20 protein-coding genes are annotated in these 16,682 nt (G+C 72.1%); 1 reads left to right on the top strand and 19 read right to left on the bottom strand.

What is annotated here, in order from left to right:
- Positions 1-35: 35 nt before the first annotated feature.
- From F563_RS0110865 to nth, 14 genes are all read right to left on the bottom strand, one after another.
- Positions 36-1,310, bottom strand: coding sequence for a bifunctional folylpolyglutamate synthase/dihydrofolate synthase (locus F563_RS0110865; RefSeq protein ID WP_019014703.1), 1,275 nt, complete (start codon positions 1,308-1,310; stop codon positions 36-38).
- 10 nt (positions 1,311-1,320) lie between these two features.
- Positions 1,321-2,229 carry an acetyl-CoA carboxylase, carboxyltransferase subunit beta gene (gene accD / locus F563_RS0110860; protein WP_019014702.1) on the bottom strand — a complete coding sequence of 303 codons (909 nt, stop codon included), beginning with the start codon at positions 2,227-2,229 and terminating at the stop codon, positions 1,321-1,323.
- A gap of 38 nt (positions 2,230-2,267) precedes the next feature.
- Positions 2,268-3,104 carry a tryptophan synthase subunit alpha gene (trpA, locus tag F563_RS0110855; RefSeq protein ID WP_019014701.1) on the bottom strand — a complete coding sequence of 279 codons (837 nt, stop codon included), beginning with the start codon at positions 3,102-3,104 and terminating at the stop codon, positions 2,268-2,270.
- Positions 3,101-4,318, bottom strand: coding sequence for a tryptophan synthase subunit beta (gene trpB / locus F563_RS0110850; RefSeq protein WP_019014700.1), 1,218 nt, complete (start codon positions 4,316-4,318; stop codon positions 3,101-3,103). The genes trpA and trpB overlap by 4 nt, the downstream gene beginning before the upstream one ends.
- A gap of 99 nt (positions 4,319-4,417) precedes the next feature.
- Positions 4,418-4,774: a hypothetical protein gene (locus F563_RS0110845; protein WP_019014699.1), complete on the bottom strand. Its 357-nt coding sequence runs from the start codon at positions 4,772-4,774 to the stop codon at positions 4,418-4,420.
- A gap of 231 nt (positions 4,775-5,005) precedes the next feature.
- Positions 5,006-5,320 (bottom strand): hypothetical protein, encoded by a 315-nt coding sequence (locus F563_RS0110840; RefSeq protein ID WP_019014698.1) that lies wholly within the window; start codon positions 5,318-5,320, stop codon positions 5,006-5,008.
- 309 nt (positions 5,321-5,629) lie between these two features.
- Positions 5,630-5,980, bottom strand: coding sequence for a hypothetical protein (locus tag F563_RS0110835; protein WP_019014697.1), 351 nt, complete (start codon positions 5,978-5,980; stop codon positions 5,630-5,632).
- Between the two features lie 480 nt (positions 5,981-6,460).
- On the bottom strand, positions 6,461-7,315 hold the full coding sequence (locus F563_RS23960) for a dienelactone hydrolase family protein (protein ID WP_019014696.1): 855 nt from the start codon (positions 7,313-7,315) through the stop codon (positions 6,461-6,463).
- Positions 7,315-7,953, bottom strand: a complete 639-nt coding sequence (locus F563_RS0110825; protein ID WP_019014695.1) for a phosphoribosylanthranilate isomerase — start codon at positions 7,951-7,953, stop codon at positions 7,315-7,317. The genes F563_RS23960 and F563_RS0110825 overlap by 1 nt, the downstream gene beginning before the upstream one ends.
- Before the next feature lie 7 nt (positions 7,954-7,960).
- Positions 7,961-8,677, bottom strand: a complete 717-nt coding sequence (gene pyrF, locus F563_RS0110820) for an orotidine-5'-phosphate decarboxylase (protein ID WP_026299501.1) — start codon at positions 8,675-8,677, stop codon at positions 7,961-7,963.
- A 46-nt stretch (positions 8,678-8,723) separates the two neighbouring features.
- Positions 8,724-9,068: a lipopolysaccharide assembly protein LapA domain-containing protein gene (locus tag F563_RS0110815; RefSeq protein ID WP_019014693.1), complete on the bottom strand. Its 345-nt coding sequence runs from the start codon at positions 9,066-9,068 to the stop codon at positions 8,724-8,726.
- Positions 9,069-9,103: 35 nt separating this feature from the next.
- Positions 9,104-9,424 (bottom strand): integration host factor subunit beta, encoded by a 321-nt coding sequence (locus F563_RS0110810; RefSeq protein ID WP_019014692.1) that lies wholly within the window; start codon positions 9,422-9,424, stop codon positions 9,104-9,106.
- A 21-nt stretch (positions 9,425-9,445) separates the two neighbouring features.
- Positions 9,446-10,360: a signal peptide peptidase SppA gene (sppA, locus tag F563_RS0110805; RefSeq protein WP_019014691.1), complete on the bottom strand. Its 915-nt coding sequence runs from the start codon at positions 10,358-10,360 to the stop codon at positions 9,446-9,448.
- 109 nt (positions 10,361-10,469) lie between these two features.
- Positions 10,470-11,180, bottom strand: a complete 711-nt coding sequence (gene nth / locus F563_RS0110800) for an endonuclease III (RefSeq protein WP_019014690.1) — start codon at positions 11,178-11,180, stop codon at positions 10,470-10,472.
- Between the two features lie 79 nt (positions 11,181-11,259).
- Here nth and F563_RS0110795 point away from each other — a divergent pair, with 79 nt between their 5' ends.
- The gene (locus F563_RS0110795) at positions 11,260-11,754 is read left to right on the top strand and encodes a DUF2244 domain-containing protein (RefSeq protein ID WP_026299500.1); all 495 of its coding nucleotides are present in this window, start codon (positions 11,260-11,262) and stop codon (positions 11,752-11,754) included.
- Positions 11,755-11,800: 46 nt separating this feature from the next.
- Here F563_RS0110795 and F563_RS0110790 read toward each other — a convergent pair whose 3' ends face one another.
- From F563_RS0110790 to phbB, 5 genes are all read right to left on the bottom strand, one after another.
- Positions 11,801-12,268 (bottom strand): helix-turn-helix domain-containing protein, encoded by a 468-nt coding sequence (locus tag F563_RS0110790; RefSeq protein WP_019014688.1) that lies wholly within the window; start codon positions 12,266-12,268, stop codon positions 11,801-11,803.
- Between the two features lie 183 nt (positions 12,269-12,451).
- The gene (gene lnt, locus F563_RS0110785) at positions 12,452-13,996 is read right to left on the bottom strand and encodes an apolipoprotein N-acyltransferase (protein WP_019014687.1); all 1,545 of its coding nucleotides are present in this window, start codon (positions 13,994-13,996) and stop codon (positions 12,452-12,454) included.
- Between the two features lie 59 nt (positions 13,997-14,055).
- A complete protein-coding gene (locus F563_RS22290; RefSeq protein WP_019014686.1) occupies positions 14,056-15,129 on the bottom strand; it encodes an alpha/beta hydrolase in 1,074 nt (357 codons plus the stop codon).
- A 52-nt stretch (positions 15,130-15,181) separates the two neighbouring features.
- Complete coding sequence (locus F563_RS23955) at positions 15,182-15,835, bottom strand: YciI family protein (protein ID WP_019014685.1); 654 nt, start codon at positions 15,833-15,835, stop codon at positions 15,182-15,184.
- A gap of 11 nt (positions 15,836-15,846) precedes the next feature.
- Complete coding sequence (phbB, locus tag F563_RS0110770) at positions 15,847-16,569, bottom strand: acetoacetyl-CoA reductase (RefSeq protein WP_019014684.1); 723 nt, start codon at positions 16,567-16,569, stop codon at positions 15,847-15,849.
- Between the last annotated feature and the right edge of the window lie 113 nt (positions 16,570-16,682).

The following is a 16,682-nucleotide window of genomic DNA, read 5'->3' as shown; positions in this document are numbered from 1 at the left end:
ATCTCCGCGCGCGCAGCGTCGCGCAAGGGCCGGGCTCAGCCGTTCTCCCGCAGCACCACGCCGGCGAGGTAGAGGCTGCCGCAGATCAGCACCCGGCCGGGGCGATCGCCGGACGCGACGATCGCGGCCAGCGCGTCCGCCACGCGCGGGCCGATCCGCGCCACCCCGCCCGAGGCGGCGACGATCGCCTCGGGCGCCTGCGCGAGATGCTGATCGGGCTCCGCCACCGCCCAGAAGCTCGCCGCATGCGGCAGGATCGGCGCGAGGAACCCCTCGGTGCCCTTCCCCTTCTTCATGCCGACGATCACGTGCCAGGGCCGGTCCGTCACCGTCGCGAGATGAGCGCCCAGCGCGCGCCCGGCATCCGGGTTGTGCCCGCCATCGAGGATCAGCGACCAGCCGGGCGGCAGCATCGCGACGAGCGGGCCGCGCGTCAGAGGCTGCAGCCGCGCCGGCCATTCCGCGCGCGCGAGCCCCGCGCCGATCGCCTCCGCACCGATGCGCGGATCGTTCCAGGCACGCATCGCCGCGACCGCGATCCCGGCATTGTCGTGCTGATGCAGCCCCGCGAGCGACGGCGGAGGGAGATCGAGCGTGCCGGCGCGGTCCGTGTAGCGCAGCCCGGCGCCCGCAGGCGCGATCGTCCAGTCGCGGTCGCGCGCGGCGAGCGGCGCGCCGACCTCGTCCGCGCGGGCCGCGATCACGCCGAGTGCGCGCGGATCCTGCGCACCGGTCACGGCCGGCACGCCCGGCTTGAGGATGCCCGCCTTCTCGAACGCGATCGCCTCGATCGTGCCGCCGAGGAAGTCCATGTGATCCATCGAGACGGAACTGATCGCGCAGGCGGCCGGCCGCGCGATCACATTGGTCGCGTCGAGCCGCCCGCCGAGCCCGACCTCGAGCACCAGCAGGTCGGCGGGAATGTCGGCGAACAGCAGGAAGGCGGCGGCGGTCGCGATCTCGAACACGGTGATCGGATCCTCGCCGTTCGCCTGCTCGCACGCCTCCAGCGCCGCCGTCAGCGCGGCGTCGTCCACCAGCCGTCCGGCGAGCCTGATGCGCTCATGGAACGTCACCAGATGCGGCGAGGTGTAGACATGCACGCGCAGCCCCGCCGCCTCGCCGATCGCGCGCAGGAACGCGCAGACCGAGCCCTTGCCGTTCGTGCCCGCGACATGGATCACCGGCGGCAGGCGGGTCTCGGGATGACCCAGCCGCGCGAGCAGGCGTTCGATCCGGCCCAGGCTCAGGTCGATCAGCTTCGGATGCAGCCGCGCGAGGCGCTGCATCACCGTCTCGGCGGCGGTCATGGGCGTGGCGTCAGGGGGCGGGCGGTGCGGGAATCTGGATCACCTCGGCGACGGGCCGTTCCGCATCGATCCGGCGCGCATCGCCGAGCAGACCGAGCAGCCGCGCGAGGATCGCCTTCAGCTCGCCCCGCTTGACCACGAGATCGACCATGCCGTGCTCGTGCAGGTATTCCGCGCGCTGGAACCCGTCGGGCAGTTTCTCGCGCACCGTCTGCTCGATCACGCGCGCGCCCGCGAAGCCGATCAGGGCGCCGGGCTCGGCGAGGTGGATGTCGCCCAGCATCGCGAAGGAGGCGGTGACACCGCCCGTGGTCGGGTCGGTCAGCACGACGAGATAGGGAAGTCCCGCGTCCTTCACCATGCGCACGGCGAGCACGGTGCGCGGCATCTGCATCAGGCTGATCGCGCCCTCCTGCATGCGCGCCCCGCCCGAGGCGGTAAAGACGACGAGGGCCGCCTCCTGGAGCACCGCGAGCCGCGCGGCGGCGAGGATCGCCTCGCCCACGGCCGCGCCCATCGAGCCGCCCATGAAGTCGAAGGCGAAGGCGGCGACCACCGATCTCTGCCCGCCGATCGTGCCGTGCGCGACCAGCATCGCATCCTCGAGCCCGGTCTCGCTGCGCGCGGCCTTCAGACGGTCGGTGTAGCGCTTCTGGTCGCGGAAATGCAGCGGATCGGCCGGTACCTTGGGCAGTTCGATCACCGCGTAGCCTTCGTCGAGCACCGAGGCCAGGCGCTCGCCCGCGGGCAGGCGCATGTGATGGCCGCAGTTCTGGCAGACGCGCAGGAACTTCTTCAGGTCCTCGTGGAAGATCATCTGCTGGCAGGAGGGGCAGGTGTGCCAGAGATTGTCCGGCACCGGCTTCTGGCCGAGCAGGGTGCGGATCTTCGGCCGCACATAGTTGGTGAGCCAGTTCATCGAGGGACCTTCAGTCCAGCCCGTTCACGCGAGCGACATCACGCGGCGCGGCCGACCCGCGCGCCGCGCACGCCGGCGGCGAGTGCGCGCACCTGATCCAGCACCGTCTCGATCGTGCCGGGCTTCAGTCTGCCCGCCTCGTCGAGATTCGCCGCCATGGTGTCGATCAGCGCGCTCGCGACAACCGCCGCATCGGCATGACGCGCGACCGCGGCCGCGTGCTCGGGCGTGCGCACGCCGAAGCCTACGGCGACCGGCAGGTCGGTCGCCGCGCGCACGCGCGGGATCGCCTCGCGAAGATGCTCCTCGGTCGCGGTGCGCGTGCCGGTGATGCCGGTGATCGAGACGTAGTAGACGAACCCGCTCGCGCCCTGGAGCACCACCTTCAACCGCTCCGCGTGGGTGGTGGGTGCAACCAGGCGGATCAGGTCGAGCTTGGTCCTGCCCGCGGGCACGGCCAGTTCCTCGGCCTCCTCGGGCGGCAGATCGACCACGATCAGCCCGTCCACGCCGGCGGACGCCGCATCGTCGCAGAACCGTTCGACGCCGTAGGACAGGATCGGGTTGTAGTAGCCCATCAGCACGATCGGCGTGGCATCGTCCTTCCTGCGGAACCCGCGCACGATGTCGAGCGTCACGCCGAGCGTCGCGCCCCCCTTCAGCCCGCGCTGGCCCGCGCGCTGCACGGTCGGGCCGTCCGCCATCGGATCGGTGAACGGCATGCCGATCTCGATCAGATCGGCCCCCGCGCCGGGGAAGCCGGCGAGCAGCGCCTCGGTGGTCGCGCGATCGGGATCGCAGGCTTCCACGAACGGAATGAGCCCCGCGCGGCCTTCGCGCTTCAGCGCGGCGAAGCGGGCGGCGATGCGGCTCACAGCTTCACCCCCAGCGCCTCGGCGACCGTGAAGATGTCCTTGTCGCCGCGGCCGCAGAGATTCATCAGGATGATCGCGTCCCTGTCCATCGCCGGGGCCATCTTCATGACCTGCGCCAGCGCGTGCGCGGGTTCGAGGGCCGGAATGATTCCCTCCGTGCGCGTGCAGAGCTGGAACGCCTCCAGCGCTTCCGTGTCCGTCACCGCGACGTATTCGACACGGCCGAGCTCGTGCAGCCAGGAATGCTCCGGCCCGACGCCGGGATAGTCGAGCCCGGCGCTGATCGAGTGCGCCTCCAGGATCTGGCCGTGCTCGTCCTGCAGCAGGTAGGTGCGGTTGCCGTGCAGCACGCCGGGCCGCCCGCGCGAGAGGCTCGCCGCGTGCTGGCCGGAGTCGAGCCCGTGCCCGGCCGCCTCGACGCCGACGAGCCGCACGGACGCGTCGTCGAGGAAGGGATGGAACAGCCCCATCGCGTTCGACCCGCCGCCGATCGCGGCCACGCACACGTCCGGCAGCCGCCCGGCTGCGGCATCGAGCTGCGCCCTCGCCTCGGTGCCGATCACGGACTGGAAGTCGCGCACCATCGCCGGATAGGGGTGCGGCCCGGCGACCGTTCCGATCAGATAATAGGTGTCGGCGACATTCGCGACCCAGTCGCGCAGCGCCTCGTTCATTGCGTCCTTCAGCGTCGCGGCACCCGAGATCACCGGCTTCACCTCGGCGCCGAGCAGCTTCATGCGGAACACGTTGGGCGACTGCCGCGCGACATCGGTCGCCCCCATGTAGATCGTGCAGGGCAGGCCGAACAGCGCGCAGACGGTCGCGGTCGCGACACCGTGCTGGCCCGCGCCGGTCTCGGCGATGATGCGGGTCTTGCCCATGCGCCGCGCGAGCAGGATCTGGCCGATGCAGTTGTTGATCTTGTGCGCGCCGGTGTGGTTGAGCTCGTCGCGCTTGAACCACACCTGCGCCCCGCCGAGCTGAGCGGTCAGGCGCTCGGCGAACCAGAGGGGGGAGGGGCGGCCGACATAGTGGGTCAGCAGGCGGCGGAACTCGGCGTCGAACGCCGGATCGCGCTTCGCGTCCTCGTAGGCGCGCTCGACCTCGAGGATCAGCGGCATCAGCGTCTCGGCGACGTAGCGGCCGCCGAAGATGCCGAAATGGCCCCGCTCGTCGGGGCCGGTCCGCAAGGAATTGGGCAACGGCTTGTTCAAGAGGCGGCCTCCCGTCCGGAAGACGGCCTCTTAGCGGAACCCTGTGTCAGGGCCTAGGGGGCAGCGCCCCCGCGCCGGGCGGGGGCGCCACGCGGCACATCAGCTGCCCTGGGCCGCGCGCAGTGCCGCCAGGCCCGCACCGCCGTTCCGGCCGCCGAGCCGCGTCGCGGTCGCGCGCTCGAAGCTGCCGCCCGCCTCGCCGGTCATCGCCCGCGGCTCGCCGCCGCCGGGTTCCACCGTCGCGGCACGCGCCTCGAACGCGCCGCCGGCCTCGCCCGTCACACCGGCCGGCCAGCCGCCGCCATAGATCGGCGCCACCGGGGCGTGCTCGTCCTGCACCTCCTGTCCGGCATTGCCTCCGAGCTCCCAGTCGCCGGCCGGATTGGCCGCACGGGCCGGAAGTGCGCCGCTGCCGAGCGCGAGCGCGCCCAGCAAGGCCGGCATCGTCTTCGTCATGGGATCACTCTCTCGATGGAGAGGAACCTCTGCGGAGCGGTCCGCGAGGAACGCGGCGGGATCGCCGCATCGGATGGCGAACGCTACCGCGCGGGCGCTCGCCCGACCAATGCGGGTGGACGATTCCGGCCATTGAGTCTCGACATGGAACAATCGCGTGATCGATACCCCCTCACGCGGCTGCGACACCCCCGCCCGGCGCGCAACCGGGCGGGGATGCGGCGAAGGCGGTCAGCCCCGCGACCCGGCGATCAGCCCGGCGAGCGGGTTCTGCGCGCCGCCCCGTCCACCGAGACGCACCGCGCGGTCCCGCGCGAAGCCGCCGTCGGCCTCGCCGGCGACCGTCATGGCGTGGCCGCCGCCATAGGCCGGCACGGCGAGACGCGCATCGAATGCGCCACCGGCCTCGCCGGTCGCGCCGTCGGCCCAGCCGCCGCTCAGGGTCGGCCCCGGCACCGAGGAGGGGAGGCCCTCGCTCGCATGGGACTGCAGGGTGACGCCGCCGATCGCGAGGGCGGAAAGGAACGCGAGGGTGATCCTGGTCATGGTTCGGTCTCCTTCAGAGGAACGGCGCGCCATCGCGCCGTCGTCCTGCACGCAAAATGACGTTGCGCGCTTTCCGCGACGATCTCCGGGATTTGCAGAAGCTTTCCTGATCTTGCCGCGCGGGTATCGCCCGAGGAGGTCCCGCCGCTCGCAGCAGGCAGGGGCGTGACGCCAGGCGCACCGTCAACCGGTGCCATGCCGCGTCGATTCGATACGGAACCGAGGGCGGCGTCGCGGGACACGCGGCCGCCGGCCGGGAGGCGCAAGCCCCTCGCCCGGATGACCCGGGCGAGGGTACCGCGCGCCGCGTCAGCCCTGCTGGGCGGCGATCAGCGCCGCGAGCACGCGGGCGGCGTCATCCTGCACGCCGAGGCGCACGGCGAGATCGCGCGAGAAGCTGCCGCCCGCCTCGCCGGTCACGGTCACAGGCTGGCCGCTGCCGTAGAGCGGGGTCGCATAGCGCGCGTCGAAGGAGCCGCCGGCCTCCCCGGTGACGTGGCTGGACCAGCCGCCGCTGAAGCTCAGGTTGGCCGCCGGCCCCGGCACGCCCTCGCTGGCATGCGCGTGGATCCCGCCGAACACGATGTCGGAAGCATGCGCCGGCAAGGTGACGCCGCCGATCGCCAGGGCGGAGAGGAGGGCAACGGTGGTCGTCTTCATGGCATCGTCCTTTTGCTGGAGGCGCCTCGACGGGCTCTGCCGCGAGGGATGCGGCGACCGTGCCGCATCGGATGAACCGCAGATTCGGATCCCCTCCCGCGACGGCCAACGCGTCGTGTGGATGGGATTCATCGGTCAGACAGATGTAAAAATAGCGTTTCCCATATTTCTGACCGATTTCTGATCTGGCCTGCGGGGTTGTGAGCCCGTCGCCGCCTTGCGCACGCACGATCGACCACCGAGTCGGGTGCTGGCCCACCAGCGCCGAGAGACGGTGGAGACGGGCAATGACACATCCCGCGCCGCCCGCCGGCGAACCGCCACTCCCCGCCCTACTGCCGCGCGACCGCGGCCATCACTTCGTGCTCTACAGTGATGCCTGTTCCGGCGTTCCCGGCGCCTTGCACACAGCTCGACGAGGCCGTGGACGAGGTGTTTGCCGGCACGAGCCCGACGGTCGCGGCCGCGTGGACCTGACGCTCAGGCGAGCAGGTGGCGGCGCACCTCGGCGCGCAGGATCGCATCCGAGCGCGCACGGCTCTCGGGGCAGCCGCCACCGGCGACACCGAGGCAGCGGCATTGCCCGACCGCGCGCCGGCGTCCTTCGAGGTCATGCGCGTCCCACTCGATGCCGCTCGAGACCTCGCGCCAGCGCCCGGGCGCGATCTCGACGAAGCGGCACTTCGCGTAGGTGACGCCCGCGGGATGGGACCAGCGGCCCGCGCCCGAGTCCCAGCCATGCATCGCGCCCGGCAGGCCATACATCTCGACCGGCGAGCCACCCGCGCGCAGCGCCACGCCGAGTTCGAAACAGGGCTCGTGGCCGGTGTAGCTGTCGGCGAGCCCGACGATCAGCACGATCGGCGTGCCGGTGGTGGTCATGTCGTGGTAGCGCGTCTCGCAGCCGGGATAGAGCGCGAGATGCAGCGCGAAGCGGTGCGGCCCGGCGAAGCGGCGGAGTGCCGCGCGCCAGGCCGTGCTGCCGCCCTTCGACACCCCCATCACGCCCGCGCGCGCGGCATCGATGCGCGGATCGGCCGCGAGCACCGCCAGCGCGGCATGGGCATCGCGCGCCATCGTCTCGGAGCTGAGCTGTTCCTGGTCCGTGACGGTGCGGCGGATGCCGCGCGGGCCGAAATGATCGAGCATCGCCACCGCCACGCCCTCGGCGCCGAGCAGCTCGGCGTAGCGGCGATGCCAGCGCAACAGGCCGCCCGAGCCGTGCACGAACAGCATCACCGGCCAGGGTGGCGGCGCGGCGGGTGGATGGAGCGTGCCGGCGAGCGCGAGCCCATCCGCATGCGGCAGGGCGACGACGAGCGGCTCGCCCTGCATCAGGCTCCGCGCGCGGCGGCGATGAAGGCGCGGATCAGTGCCGGGTCCTTCACCCCGCGTGCCCGTTCCACGCCCGAGGACACGTCCACCCCCGGCGCGCCCGAGACCGCGATCGCCTCGGCGACATTCGCGGGCGTGAGCCCGCCGGCGAGCAGCCACGGCACCGGAACATCGAGCCCGCACAGCACGGACCACTCGATCGGCACGGCGTTGCCGCCGGGCCGTGTCGCGCCGGGCGGCGGCTTGGCATCGAACAGCAGCATGTCGGCGACGGCGCCGAAGCGCGCGACCGCGTCCTCGGCCTCCGCGCGCGTCGCCACGCCCACGGCCTTCATCACACGCACGCCGAAGCGCACGCGGATCGCGGCGAGACGTTCGGGCGTCTCATCACCATGCAGCTGCACCACGTCGAGGGACACGGCGCGCAGCACCGTCGCCAACGCGTCGTCGTCAGGATCGACGAACAGGCCGACGCGCTCCGGCCCGCCAGGATGCAGCGCGGAGAGCGAAGCGGCCGTCCCGGGCGACACGGCGCGCGGCGAGGGCGGGAAGAACACGAAGCCGACGAGATCCGCGCCGGCCGCGCAGGCGGCCCGGAACGCCGCCGGATCGGTGACGCCGCAGATCTTCACCCGCATCGGCGCATCACGCCCCGAGCGAGCGGGCGATCGCCTCGGCGGTCGCCACCGGATCGGCGGCCTCCGTGATCGGCCGGCCGATCACCAGCCAGTCGGCGCCGGCGGCCACCGCCTCGGCCGGAGTCATCACCCGCGCCTGATCGTCCGCCCGGCTGCCGGCGGGACGGATGCCGGGCACGATCAGCGGCACCGCGTTGCCGAGCGCCGCGCGCAACGGGACCACTTCCAACGGGCTGCACACGATCCCGTCGGCGCCCGACGCCATCGCGAGCCGCGCCAGGCGGAGGACCTGCGACGCGGGCGCATCCTCCACACCGATCGCGGCAAGGTCGGCCGCCGAGAGGCTCGTCAGCACCGTGACCGCGAGGATCATCGGCCGATCCGCGCCGGCACGCTCCGCCGCCTCGCGCGCCGCCGCCACCATGGCCGCGCCGCCGGCCGCATGCACCGTCAGCATCGCCACGCCGAGCCGCGCGGCGGAGCGCACCGCGCCGGCCACCGTGTTCGGGATGTCGTGCAGCTTCAGGTCGAGGAACACGGGCAGGCCGCACTCGCGCACCGCCGCGACGGCGTCGGGCCCGGCAGCGGCGAACAGCTCCAGCCCCACCTTCGCCACCCCGACATGGCCGGCGAGCGCCTGCGCCCAAGCTGCGGCCCGCGCGGGGTCGGGCGTGTCGAGCGCGACGGCGATGCGGGCGGCAGGCGTGGCGGGGCGTGCGATCATGGCGCGCCGATACACCACATCGCGCGCCCGACCGGAAGCCGGCGGGTCAGCGCAGCGCGAGCTCGGTCGACGCCGGCGCGCGCGGCGCGGCCGGACGGCGCGCCTCGGCCTGCGCCAGCCGGTCCTTCAGCGTGCCGACCTCCGCCTGCAGCACCTCGACCGACCGCTCCAGCCGCTTGGCCTTCGCCCGATGCGGCATCCCGGCGAACCAGGCGATCGCGGCGCCGAACAGGAAGGCGAGTGCCGCGATCGCCAGCGCCGCCACCGAGAGCGGCAGCACGACGCGCGCATCGAACGGCCAGAGTCCGATCGCCACAGGGGACGTGTTGGAGACGACGAACAGAACCACCAGCACGGCGGCGATCAGCGTCACGATCCAGGTCAGCCGCATCCGCCGCCCTCCCTACAACTCCACCGGCCGACCGCTCAGCCCTGCGCCGCAGCGAGCGCCGGCCGCGGGCCTGCACCGGCCTTGTTGATCCGCTCGCGCAGCTCCTTGCCGGCCTTGAAGAACGGCATGCGCTTGCTGCCCACCTCCACGGGCTCGCCCGTTCGGGGATTGCGCCCCACCCGGGGCTCGCGGCCCTTGACGCTGAACGCGCCGAAGCCGCGCAGCTCCACCCGATCACCGCGCGCCAAGGCGGCCGTGATCTCGTCGAACACGGTCGCGACGATCGCCTCGACGTCGCGCTGCATCAAGTGCGGATTGAGCCGCGCCAACTCGGCGATCAGTTCCGAACGCGTCATGCCCCCCGGCCCTCGTCCGCCTCAATGCAGCGAAGGGTGCCAGAGGGCGAACAACCCGTCAAGGCTAAGTCGTTCATCTGAAACGGCTTTTCGCGCGTCACGCAGCAGCCGCGAGAGCCACTGCCGCTCGCCCGGGTCGCCGACGTCGCGCACCGGCAGGCTTGCCGGCACCCCTTTCTCGGCCGCGAGCCAGGCGCGCGCCTCGGCCTCGCCGCCGATCGCATCGACCAGCCGCGCCGCGATCGCCTGCCGGCCGGTCAGCACGCGGCCGTCGGCGAGCACGCGCACCTCCGGCTCGGGCATGTTGCGCCCGGTCGAGACCATGCGGATGAACTGGCCGTGCAGGTCCTGCACCACAGCCGCTAGGGCCGCGCGGCCTTCCTCGGTGAGCGGGCGGAACGGGCTCGGCTGGTCCTTGAGCCGGCCGCCGGTGATCGCTTCGGCGCGGATGCCGAGCCGTTCGAGCAGGCCCGAGAACTCGGTGGTCTGCATGATCACGCCGATCGAGCCGGTGACTGTCGCCTCGCGCGCGAAGATGCGCTCGGCCGGCAGCGCGACCATGTAGCCCGCCGAGGCGGCGGTTCCACCCATCACCGCGACCACCGGCTTCGTCTTGGCGACCTCGCTGAGCGCGCGGTAGAGCGCCTCGCCGCCGGAGACGGTGCCGCCCGGGCTGTCGATCGCGACGATCAGGGCGCGTGCGCGGTCGTCCTGGGCGAGGTCGCGCAGCGCCTGGTCGCGCTCGCGGTTCTCGGTGATCAGGCCGGTGACCGAGAGGCGCGCGACGTGGCCGCCGAGCAGGGTGCGGGCGGGGCCGGTGTCGCGCAGCGTCAGCGCGACCGCACCGAGCACGGCGATCACGGCGACGATACGCCAGAGGGCGAGACCGCGCTTGAGGCGGCGACGGTCGATCAGGAGGTCGGTTTCAAGCGACATGGCAGGAAAATACCATGGGGGGACGACGGTCGTCCCCCCATACCCCCCTCCGGCTGGGCGCGCCTCCCGATGGTCGGCGCGTGGCCCCCGACCGTCGGGAGGGGGCGGTTCAAGGGGGGTCCGGGGGGCCTTGCGGCCCCCCGGCCGTCTTTTCCTTGTACTGGCACCATGGCTTCGCTACGCACCGCCAACATTCCGGCTTGCGCGCCTTGCACACATACCGCCCGTGCAGGATCAACCAGTGATGCGCATCGCGCAGATACTCGCGCGGGATGCGCTTCACCAACGCCTCCTCCACCGCGCGCACATCCTTGCCCGGCGCCAGCCCCGTGCGATTGCCGAGCCGGAAGATGTGCGTATCCACCGCCATCGTGTCCTGCCCGAAGGCGACGTTCAGCACCACGTTCGCGGTCTTGCGCCCGACCCCCGGCAAGGCCTCCAGCGCCGCACGCTCCGCCGGCACCTCGCCGCCATGCCGCTCGACCAGGATACGCGACAGCTCGGCCACGGCCTTGGCCTTGGCGCGCCACAGCCCGATCGTGCGGATGAACGGCGCGATCCCCTCCTCGCCCAGCGCCGCCATCGCCTCAGGTGTCGGCGCCGCGGCGAACAGCCCGCGCGTGGCCTTGTTCACCGATGCATCCGTCGCCTGCGCCGACAGCACCACCGCCACCAGCAACTGGAACGGCGAGGCGTAGTCCAGCTCCGAGCGCGGGTTGGGATGGGCCCGCGCGAGCGCCTCGATGAACGGACGGACATCCCGCTCGGGCATGCGTCGCGCGCGCGGGCGGGCGGCAGGTTTGCGTGCGGAGGCGGGCATGGCGCGTTCATGCGCGGACCGATCGCGCCGCGCAATGCCCCGCCTTATCGCGGCGCGAAGCGCGGCCTATCTTCACCGCATGGCCCGCGACGATGCTCCGCCGGTCTTCACCGCGACGCTGACGCCGCAACGCAGCCTCGACCGCCACGGGTTGTGGGTCGCCGCTGGCGTGCTCGGGGTCGCCGGCGCGGCGGTCGCGGTGCTCTTTCTCGCGCTCGGTGCCTGGCCGGTGGTCGGCTTCGTCGGCATCGAGATCGCCGTCGTGATCGCGGTGCTGCTCCTGCACCATCGGCGCGGCCGCACGGTCGAGGAGGTGGTGCTGGACGCGCGTACGCTGACGGTGACGCGCCGGCGCGGGCGGCGCGCGGTGACGCGCTGGGAGTTTCCGCCGGGCTGGCTGCGCGTGACGGTGGTGGACGACGAGCACGGCCGACCGGCCGGCGTGATGCTGGCCTCGCACGGCCGGCGCCTCGCGGTCGGGCGGTTCCTCACCCCCGAGGAGCAGGCCGCCTTCGCCGCCGCGCTCCGCGCCGCGCTGGCTGCCTGGCGCGCACCCTACAGCGTCGCCTGCTGACCGAACCCGCGCGCGACCGCCGCCACGCGCGAGCGCGACCGCAGCGTCAGTTGCCCGGCTGGTCGATCGGGGCGAGCGACTTGATCAGGTCGAACACCCGCTTGCGCACCGACGGATCGGTGATGCGGTAGTAGGCGCGCACCAGTTCAAGCGTCTCGCGCCGGTGCAGCGTCTCGTCGTCGAACCCCTCCTGAGGCTCGGCGAAGCCGACCGCGCGACGCACCGCCGAGCCGCCATACTCCTTGGCCAGCGGCTCGGGCATGTCGTCGAAGAAGAAGCTGATCGGCACGTCGAGCACGCGCGCGAGATCGAACAGACGCGACGCGCCGACACGGTTCACGCCGCGCTCGTACTTCTGCACCTGCTGGAAGGTGAGCCCGAGGGCTTCCCCAAGCCGCTCCTGGCTCATGCCGAGCAGGGTGCGCCGCAGCCGGATTCGGCTGCCGACATGCACGTCGATCGGGCTCGGCCGGCTTTCCCGTTCGGGCTTCTCGGTGATTTCTTCAGTCATCATCCAGTCCCCCTTTCGGCCGGAGGCTGGCATTCCCGTCTCGCTCATCCGACCTTCATCCCCCAAACACGCGACCGGTCCCTTCTGCTCCAGTCGTTGAGGAAGGGTATACGATACAACTCTAGCGCGTCAACGGCAGATCAACCCGCTGGAAAACATATCACCAATACCGCAAAAGACGTATTTTTAAGACACTACATGCGTCCGTCTGCCAAGTGCAGTTGCGACACCAAGCAACAGGATCGAGATGCCGACCGGCAACCATACGCCCGCGCGTGCATACGGGGTGGGTGCACGCGCGGCCGGCAACGGCGCGGCGATCACGCCCGTCAGGTTCAGCCCCAGCGACGCCACGACGCGACCGCGCGCATCGAACACGGAAGACACGCCGGTATTGGCCGCGCGCACCAGCGGCAGCCCCTCCTCGACCGCGCGCATCCGCGCCGAGGCGAGATGCTGGTAGGGTCCGGACGAGACGCCGAACCACGCATCGTTCGTCAGGTTGAGCAGCCAGGCCGGCCGCTCGCCCGCAGCGACGACGTTGCCGGGAAAGATCACCTCGTAGCAGATCAGCGGGCTGAACGGCGGCACGCGCCGGTCGGGCAGCGCGAGCGTGCGCGGCCCCGGTCCCGCCGAGAAGTCGAGATTGCCCGGCACCACGGTCTCGATCGGCAGCACGGAGCGGAGCGGCACGTACTCGCCGAACGGCACGAGGTGGTGCTTGTCATAGATCGCCACCACCTCGGCGTTGCGGTCGATCGCCAGCAGACTGTTCCAGACCCGCACCGGCGGCTCGGCTCCCTCCGCGCGCCGCTCGATCCGCACGCTGCCGGCGATCAGCAGCGCCTCCTCGGGCAGCGCGCCGGCCGCGAGCGCACGCGCGGTGGCGTCGTTGTCGAGCATGTAGGGGCTCGCGGTCTCGGGCCAGACCACCACCACCGGCCCCTCGCCCTCCGCCGGCGGGGCGTTCGCGGTCAGGCCGAGATAGCGGCGGAAATGCGCGATCCGGAGCTCCTCGCGCCACTTGTGCTGCTGCGCGACGTTGCCCTGCACGATGCGGAGCTCGACCGGCCCGGGCGGCGGCTCCTCGAGCGCGAGCCGCACGAGCCCGAACAGCACCCCGCCCGCCAGAACCACCCCGCCCACAACCCACGCCGTCCGTCCCCACACCAGCGGCAGGCAGGCGAGCACCACCGTCAGCGCCGACAGCCCATGCGTGCCGATCCAGGCGGCACCCTGCACCGGCAAGGCTCCGAACGCCCAGACCGTGCCGAGCAGATTCCACGGGAACCCTGTCAGCACGTAGCCGCGCGCGACCTCGGCGAGCGTCCAGAGTCCCGCGAAGGCGAGCACGCGCGGCCAGCCCGCGGGCCAGCGCAGCGCCAGCACCACAGGAGCCGCGACGAACAGCGCCAGCACCGCGGCGATTCCGGGCACCGCGAGCGGCACCAGCCAAGCGAAACGATCCGCCTCCGTCAGGAGCGCGTTCGAGATCCAGTAGAGCCCGGCGACGAAATGCCCGAACCCCCAGGCCCAGCCGACGAGCAGGGCGCCGCGCGGGGTCGGCCGCGAACCGGCCAGCAGGAGCAGGCCAGGGAAGGCCAACCAGAGCACCGGCACGAGATGCAGCGGCGGGAGCGCGGCCGCCGCCAGGGCGCCCAGCGCGGCCGCGGTGACCGGCGCGCGCCAGCCCCGGCGGGCGCTGAGATGGGTCGCGATACGGGAGAACACGGCGGCCGCACCCTGCCCGCACGCGGTCGGCGATGGCAAGGGGGCGAACGACCCCGGGCTCAGCGCTTCGCAGGGCGGATGCGGAAGCAGGAGCGCGCGGGAATCCAGTCGCGGCCCGAGACCTGCTCGGGTGCTGCGCCGGCCAGCACCTGGCGCACATCCGCGATCACTTCCGCGCGCTTGCGGTAGTACTGGTGGTTCGCGTCCGTCACGCGGTCCTTCACCGATCCGCCGGTCTCGGAGACGTCGGTGCAGTCGACCAGCGTCACCTTCTGCGGCAGTTGCGTCAGCGTGCGCGGCCCCGTCGTGCCGAGCCGGTCGGGATTGCCCTTGCTGAGGTCGCTGATGGTCAGCGCGCGGTCGTTGCGGGCGAAATAGACGTAGACGGACTCCGCGAGCTCCGGCAGGCGGGCGAGTTTCCTCGGATCCTCGAAGGCGTCATTGTCCTCGTCCGCCGCCATCAGGAAGATGGTCTTGAACAGACGCGGCAGCGGTCGCCCGCCGAGGTCCGAGATCAGCGCCTGCAGGGCATTGCGCAGCATGTAGTTGCCCATCGAGTGCGCGACCAGGTGGATGTCGGCACGGCACCAGTCCTTGCTCGGCAGCGCGCGCAGATAGGCCATCAGCCGGTGCAGCGCGCGCGCCACCGCCTTGGCCGAGGAACGGGCGTCGTCGCGGTCCGAGGCGTAGCTCAGCCAGGGCACGACCTTGCCGTCCGCCGGCCAGGAGAAGATCGCCGTCTCGATCGGGTTGGCCTTGGTGCCCCACTGCGTCTTGAGCTCGGCGGCGTTGGAGAGGGCGCAGCCGAAATCGCAGGCATAGCCGTGCAGCATCAGCAGCAGGTCGGACTCGTTCTCGATCAGCCGTCGCCGCAGCCCCTCGAACACCGCGTCGCTGCCGAGCACGGGCGCATCCTGCGCATCGGCGGTGACGCCCGGGATCTGCTCCGGCGCGACGCGGAGCGCCGAGATGCCGAACGGGCCGGCGCGGTTCCTCGGCAGCGCCATGTCGGCGGTGCCGTAGCGCAGCCAGAGCGGCGATTTCGGGTTGAGCCTCGGGCCGAAGCCCACCACCTCGCCGTCCTGGACGATCTCCTCGCGATTGGTCGCGAAATGCACCAGCGTCGTCGGCATCCTGCCTCTCCGTCAGAGGGTCGGGCTTGCGCGCGGCGAGCCGTCGCGGCGGCTAGCCGGCCGCACCGGGCAGCGGCCGATACGGCAGCGGCGCGATCCGCGTGCCCCAGATGCGCAGATCCCGCCACACGCCGTCCGTCACGTAAGGGTCATCGTTCCAGAACGCCCGCGCGGCCTCGTCGGTCGCGTGCGCCGTGATCGCGACCGAGCCGATCATCTGACCGCCCGGGGCATCCAGCACCGCGCCGCCGAGCGTGAGCTCGCCCCGCTCGGCGGCGGGGGTGACGCGCGCGAAATGGGCCGGCCGGGCCGCCATGCGGCGGGCGGGCGCCTCCGCATCCGAGCCATCCATCGCCACGACCACGGTGTGCGTGCGCGCGGTCGGCAGGGGCGTGCCCGGCCCCGGCAGCGCCCGATAGGGCAAGAGCGCGATGCGGAACGGCATCGCATCGATCCGCGTCCACACCCCCTCGCGCGCAAACGGCTCCTCGGCGAGATAGGCGTCGCGATCGGCCTCGGTCTCGCCCGAGAGCACCATCAGCGAGCCCGCGATCCGCCCATCGCGCTCGATCAGCGGCACGCCGAGCGCGAGCCGCCCATCCGCCGCCATCGCGTTCAGCGCCGCGAGATGGCGCTCGCGCGCGGAGGCGCGCCGCGCCGGCGCCTCCACATCCTCGCCGTCGAAGGCCAGCACGATCCAGGCCATCGGCGTCGTCCTCAGTACATGTGCTGGCCGCCGTTGATCGAGAGCGTGGAGCCGGTGACGAAGGATGCCTCGTCGGCGGTCAGGAACGCGACGCCGCGCGCGATGTCCTCGACCGTGCCGAGCCGGCCGACGGGAATGCGGCCGATGATCTTCTCCAGCACGTCCTGCGGCACCGCGCGCACCATGTCGGTGTCGATGTAGCCGGGGGCGACCGCGTTCACGGTGATGCCCGAGCGCGCGCCCTCCTGCGCGAGCGCCTTGGTGAAGCCGTGGATGCCCGACTTCGCCGCCGCGTAGTTCACCTGGCCGTATTGCCCGGCCTGGCCGTTCACGCTGCCGATGTTGACGATGCGGCCGAACTTGCGCGCGGTCATGCCGTCCCACACGAGCTTGCAGAGGTTGTAGCAGGAGCCGAGATTGGTATCGATCACGGCATCCCACATCTCGCGCGTCAGCCGCTTCATGGTGGCGTCGCGGGTGATGCCGGCGTTGTTCACAAGGATCTCGATCGGGCCGACCTCGGCCTCGATCTTCGCCACCGCTTCCTTGCACGCCTCGAAATCGGCGACGTCGAACTTGTAGACCTTGCAGCCCGTCTCCTGCGCGAAGGCCTGCGCGGCAGCATCGTTGCCGGCATAGGAGGCGACGACGGTGCGCCCCTGCGCGATCAGCGCCTTCGCGATCCCCGCGCCGATGCCGCGGGTGCCGCCGGTGACGAGTGCGACACGTGCCATCTGGATGTTCCCTCTCCCGTGACGAGATCTTGGCGCCGGAACAGCGCACGCCCTTACGACAGCCGATGCGCGCGCGCAGGACAAGGAGATTCGATCAGGATCGCGTCGTCACG

It is taken from the genome of Elioraea tepidiphila DSM 17972, from assembly GCF_000378465.1.
Lineage (GTDB): Bacteria > Pseudomonadota > Alphaproteobacteria > Acetobacterales > Acetobacteraceae > Elioraea > Elioraea tepidiphila.
This window is presented reverse-complemented; position numbering and strand designations above follow the sequence as displayed.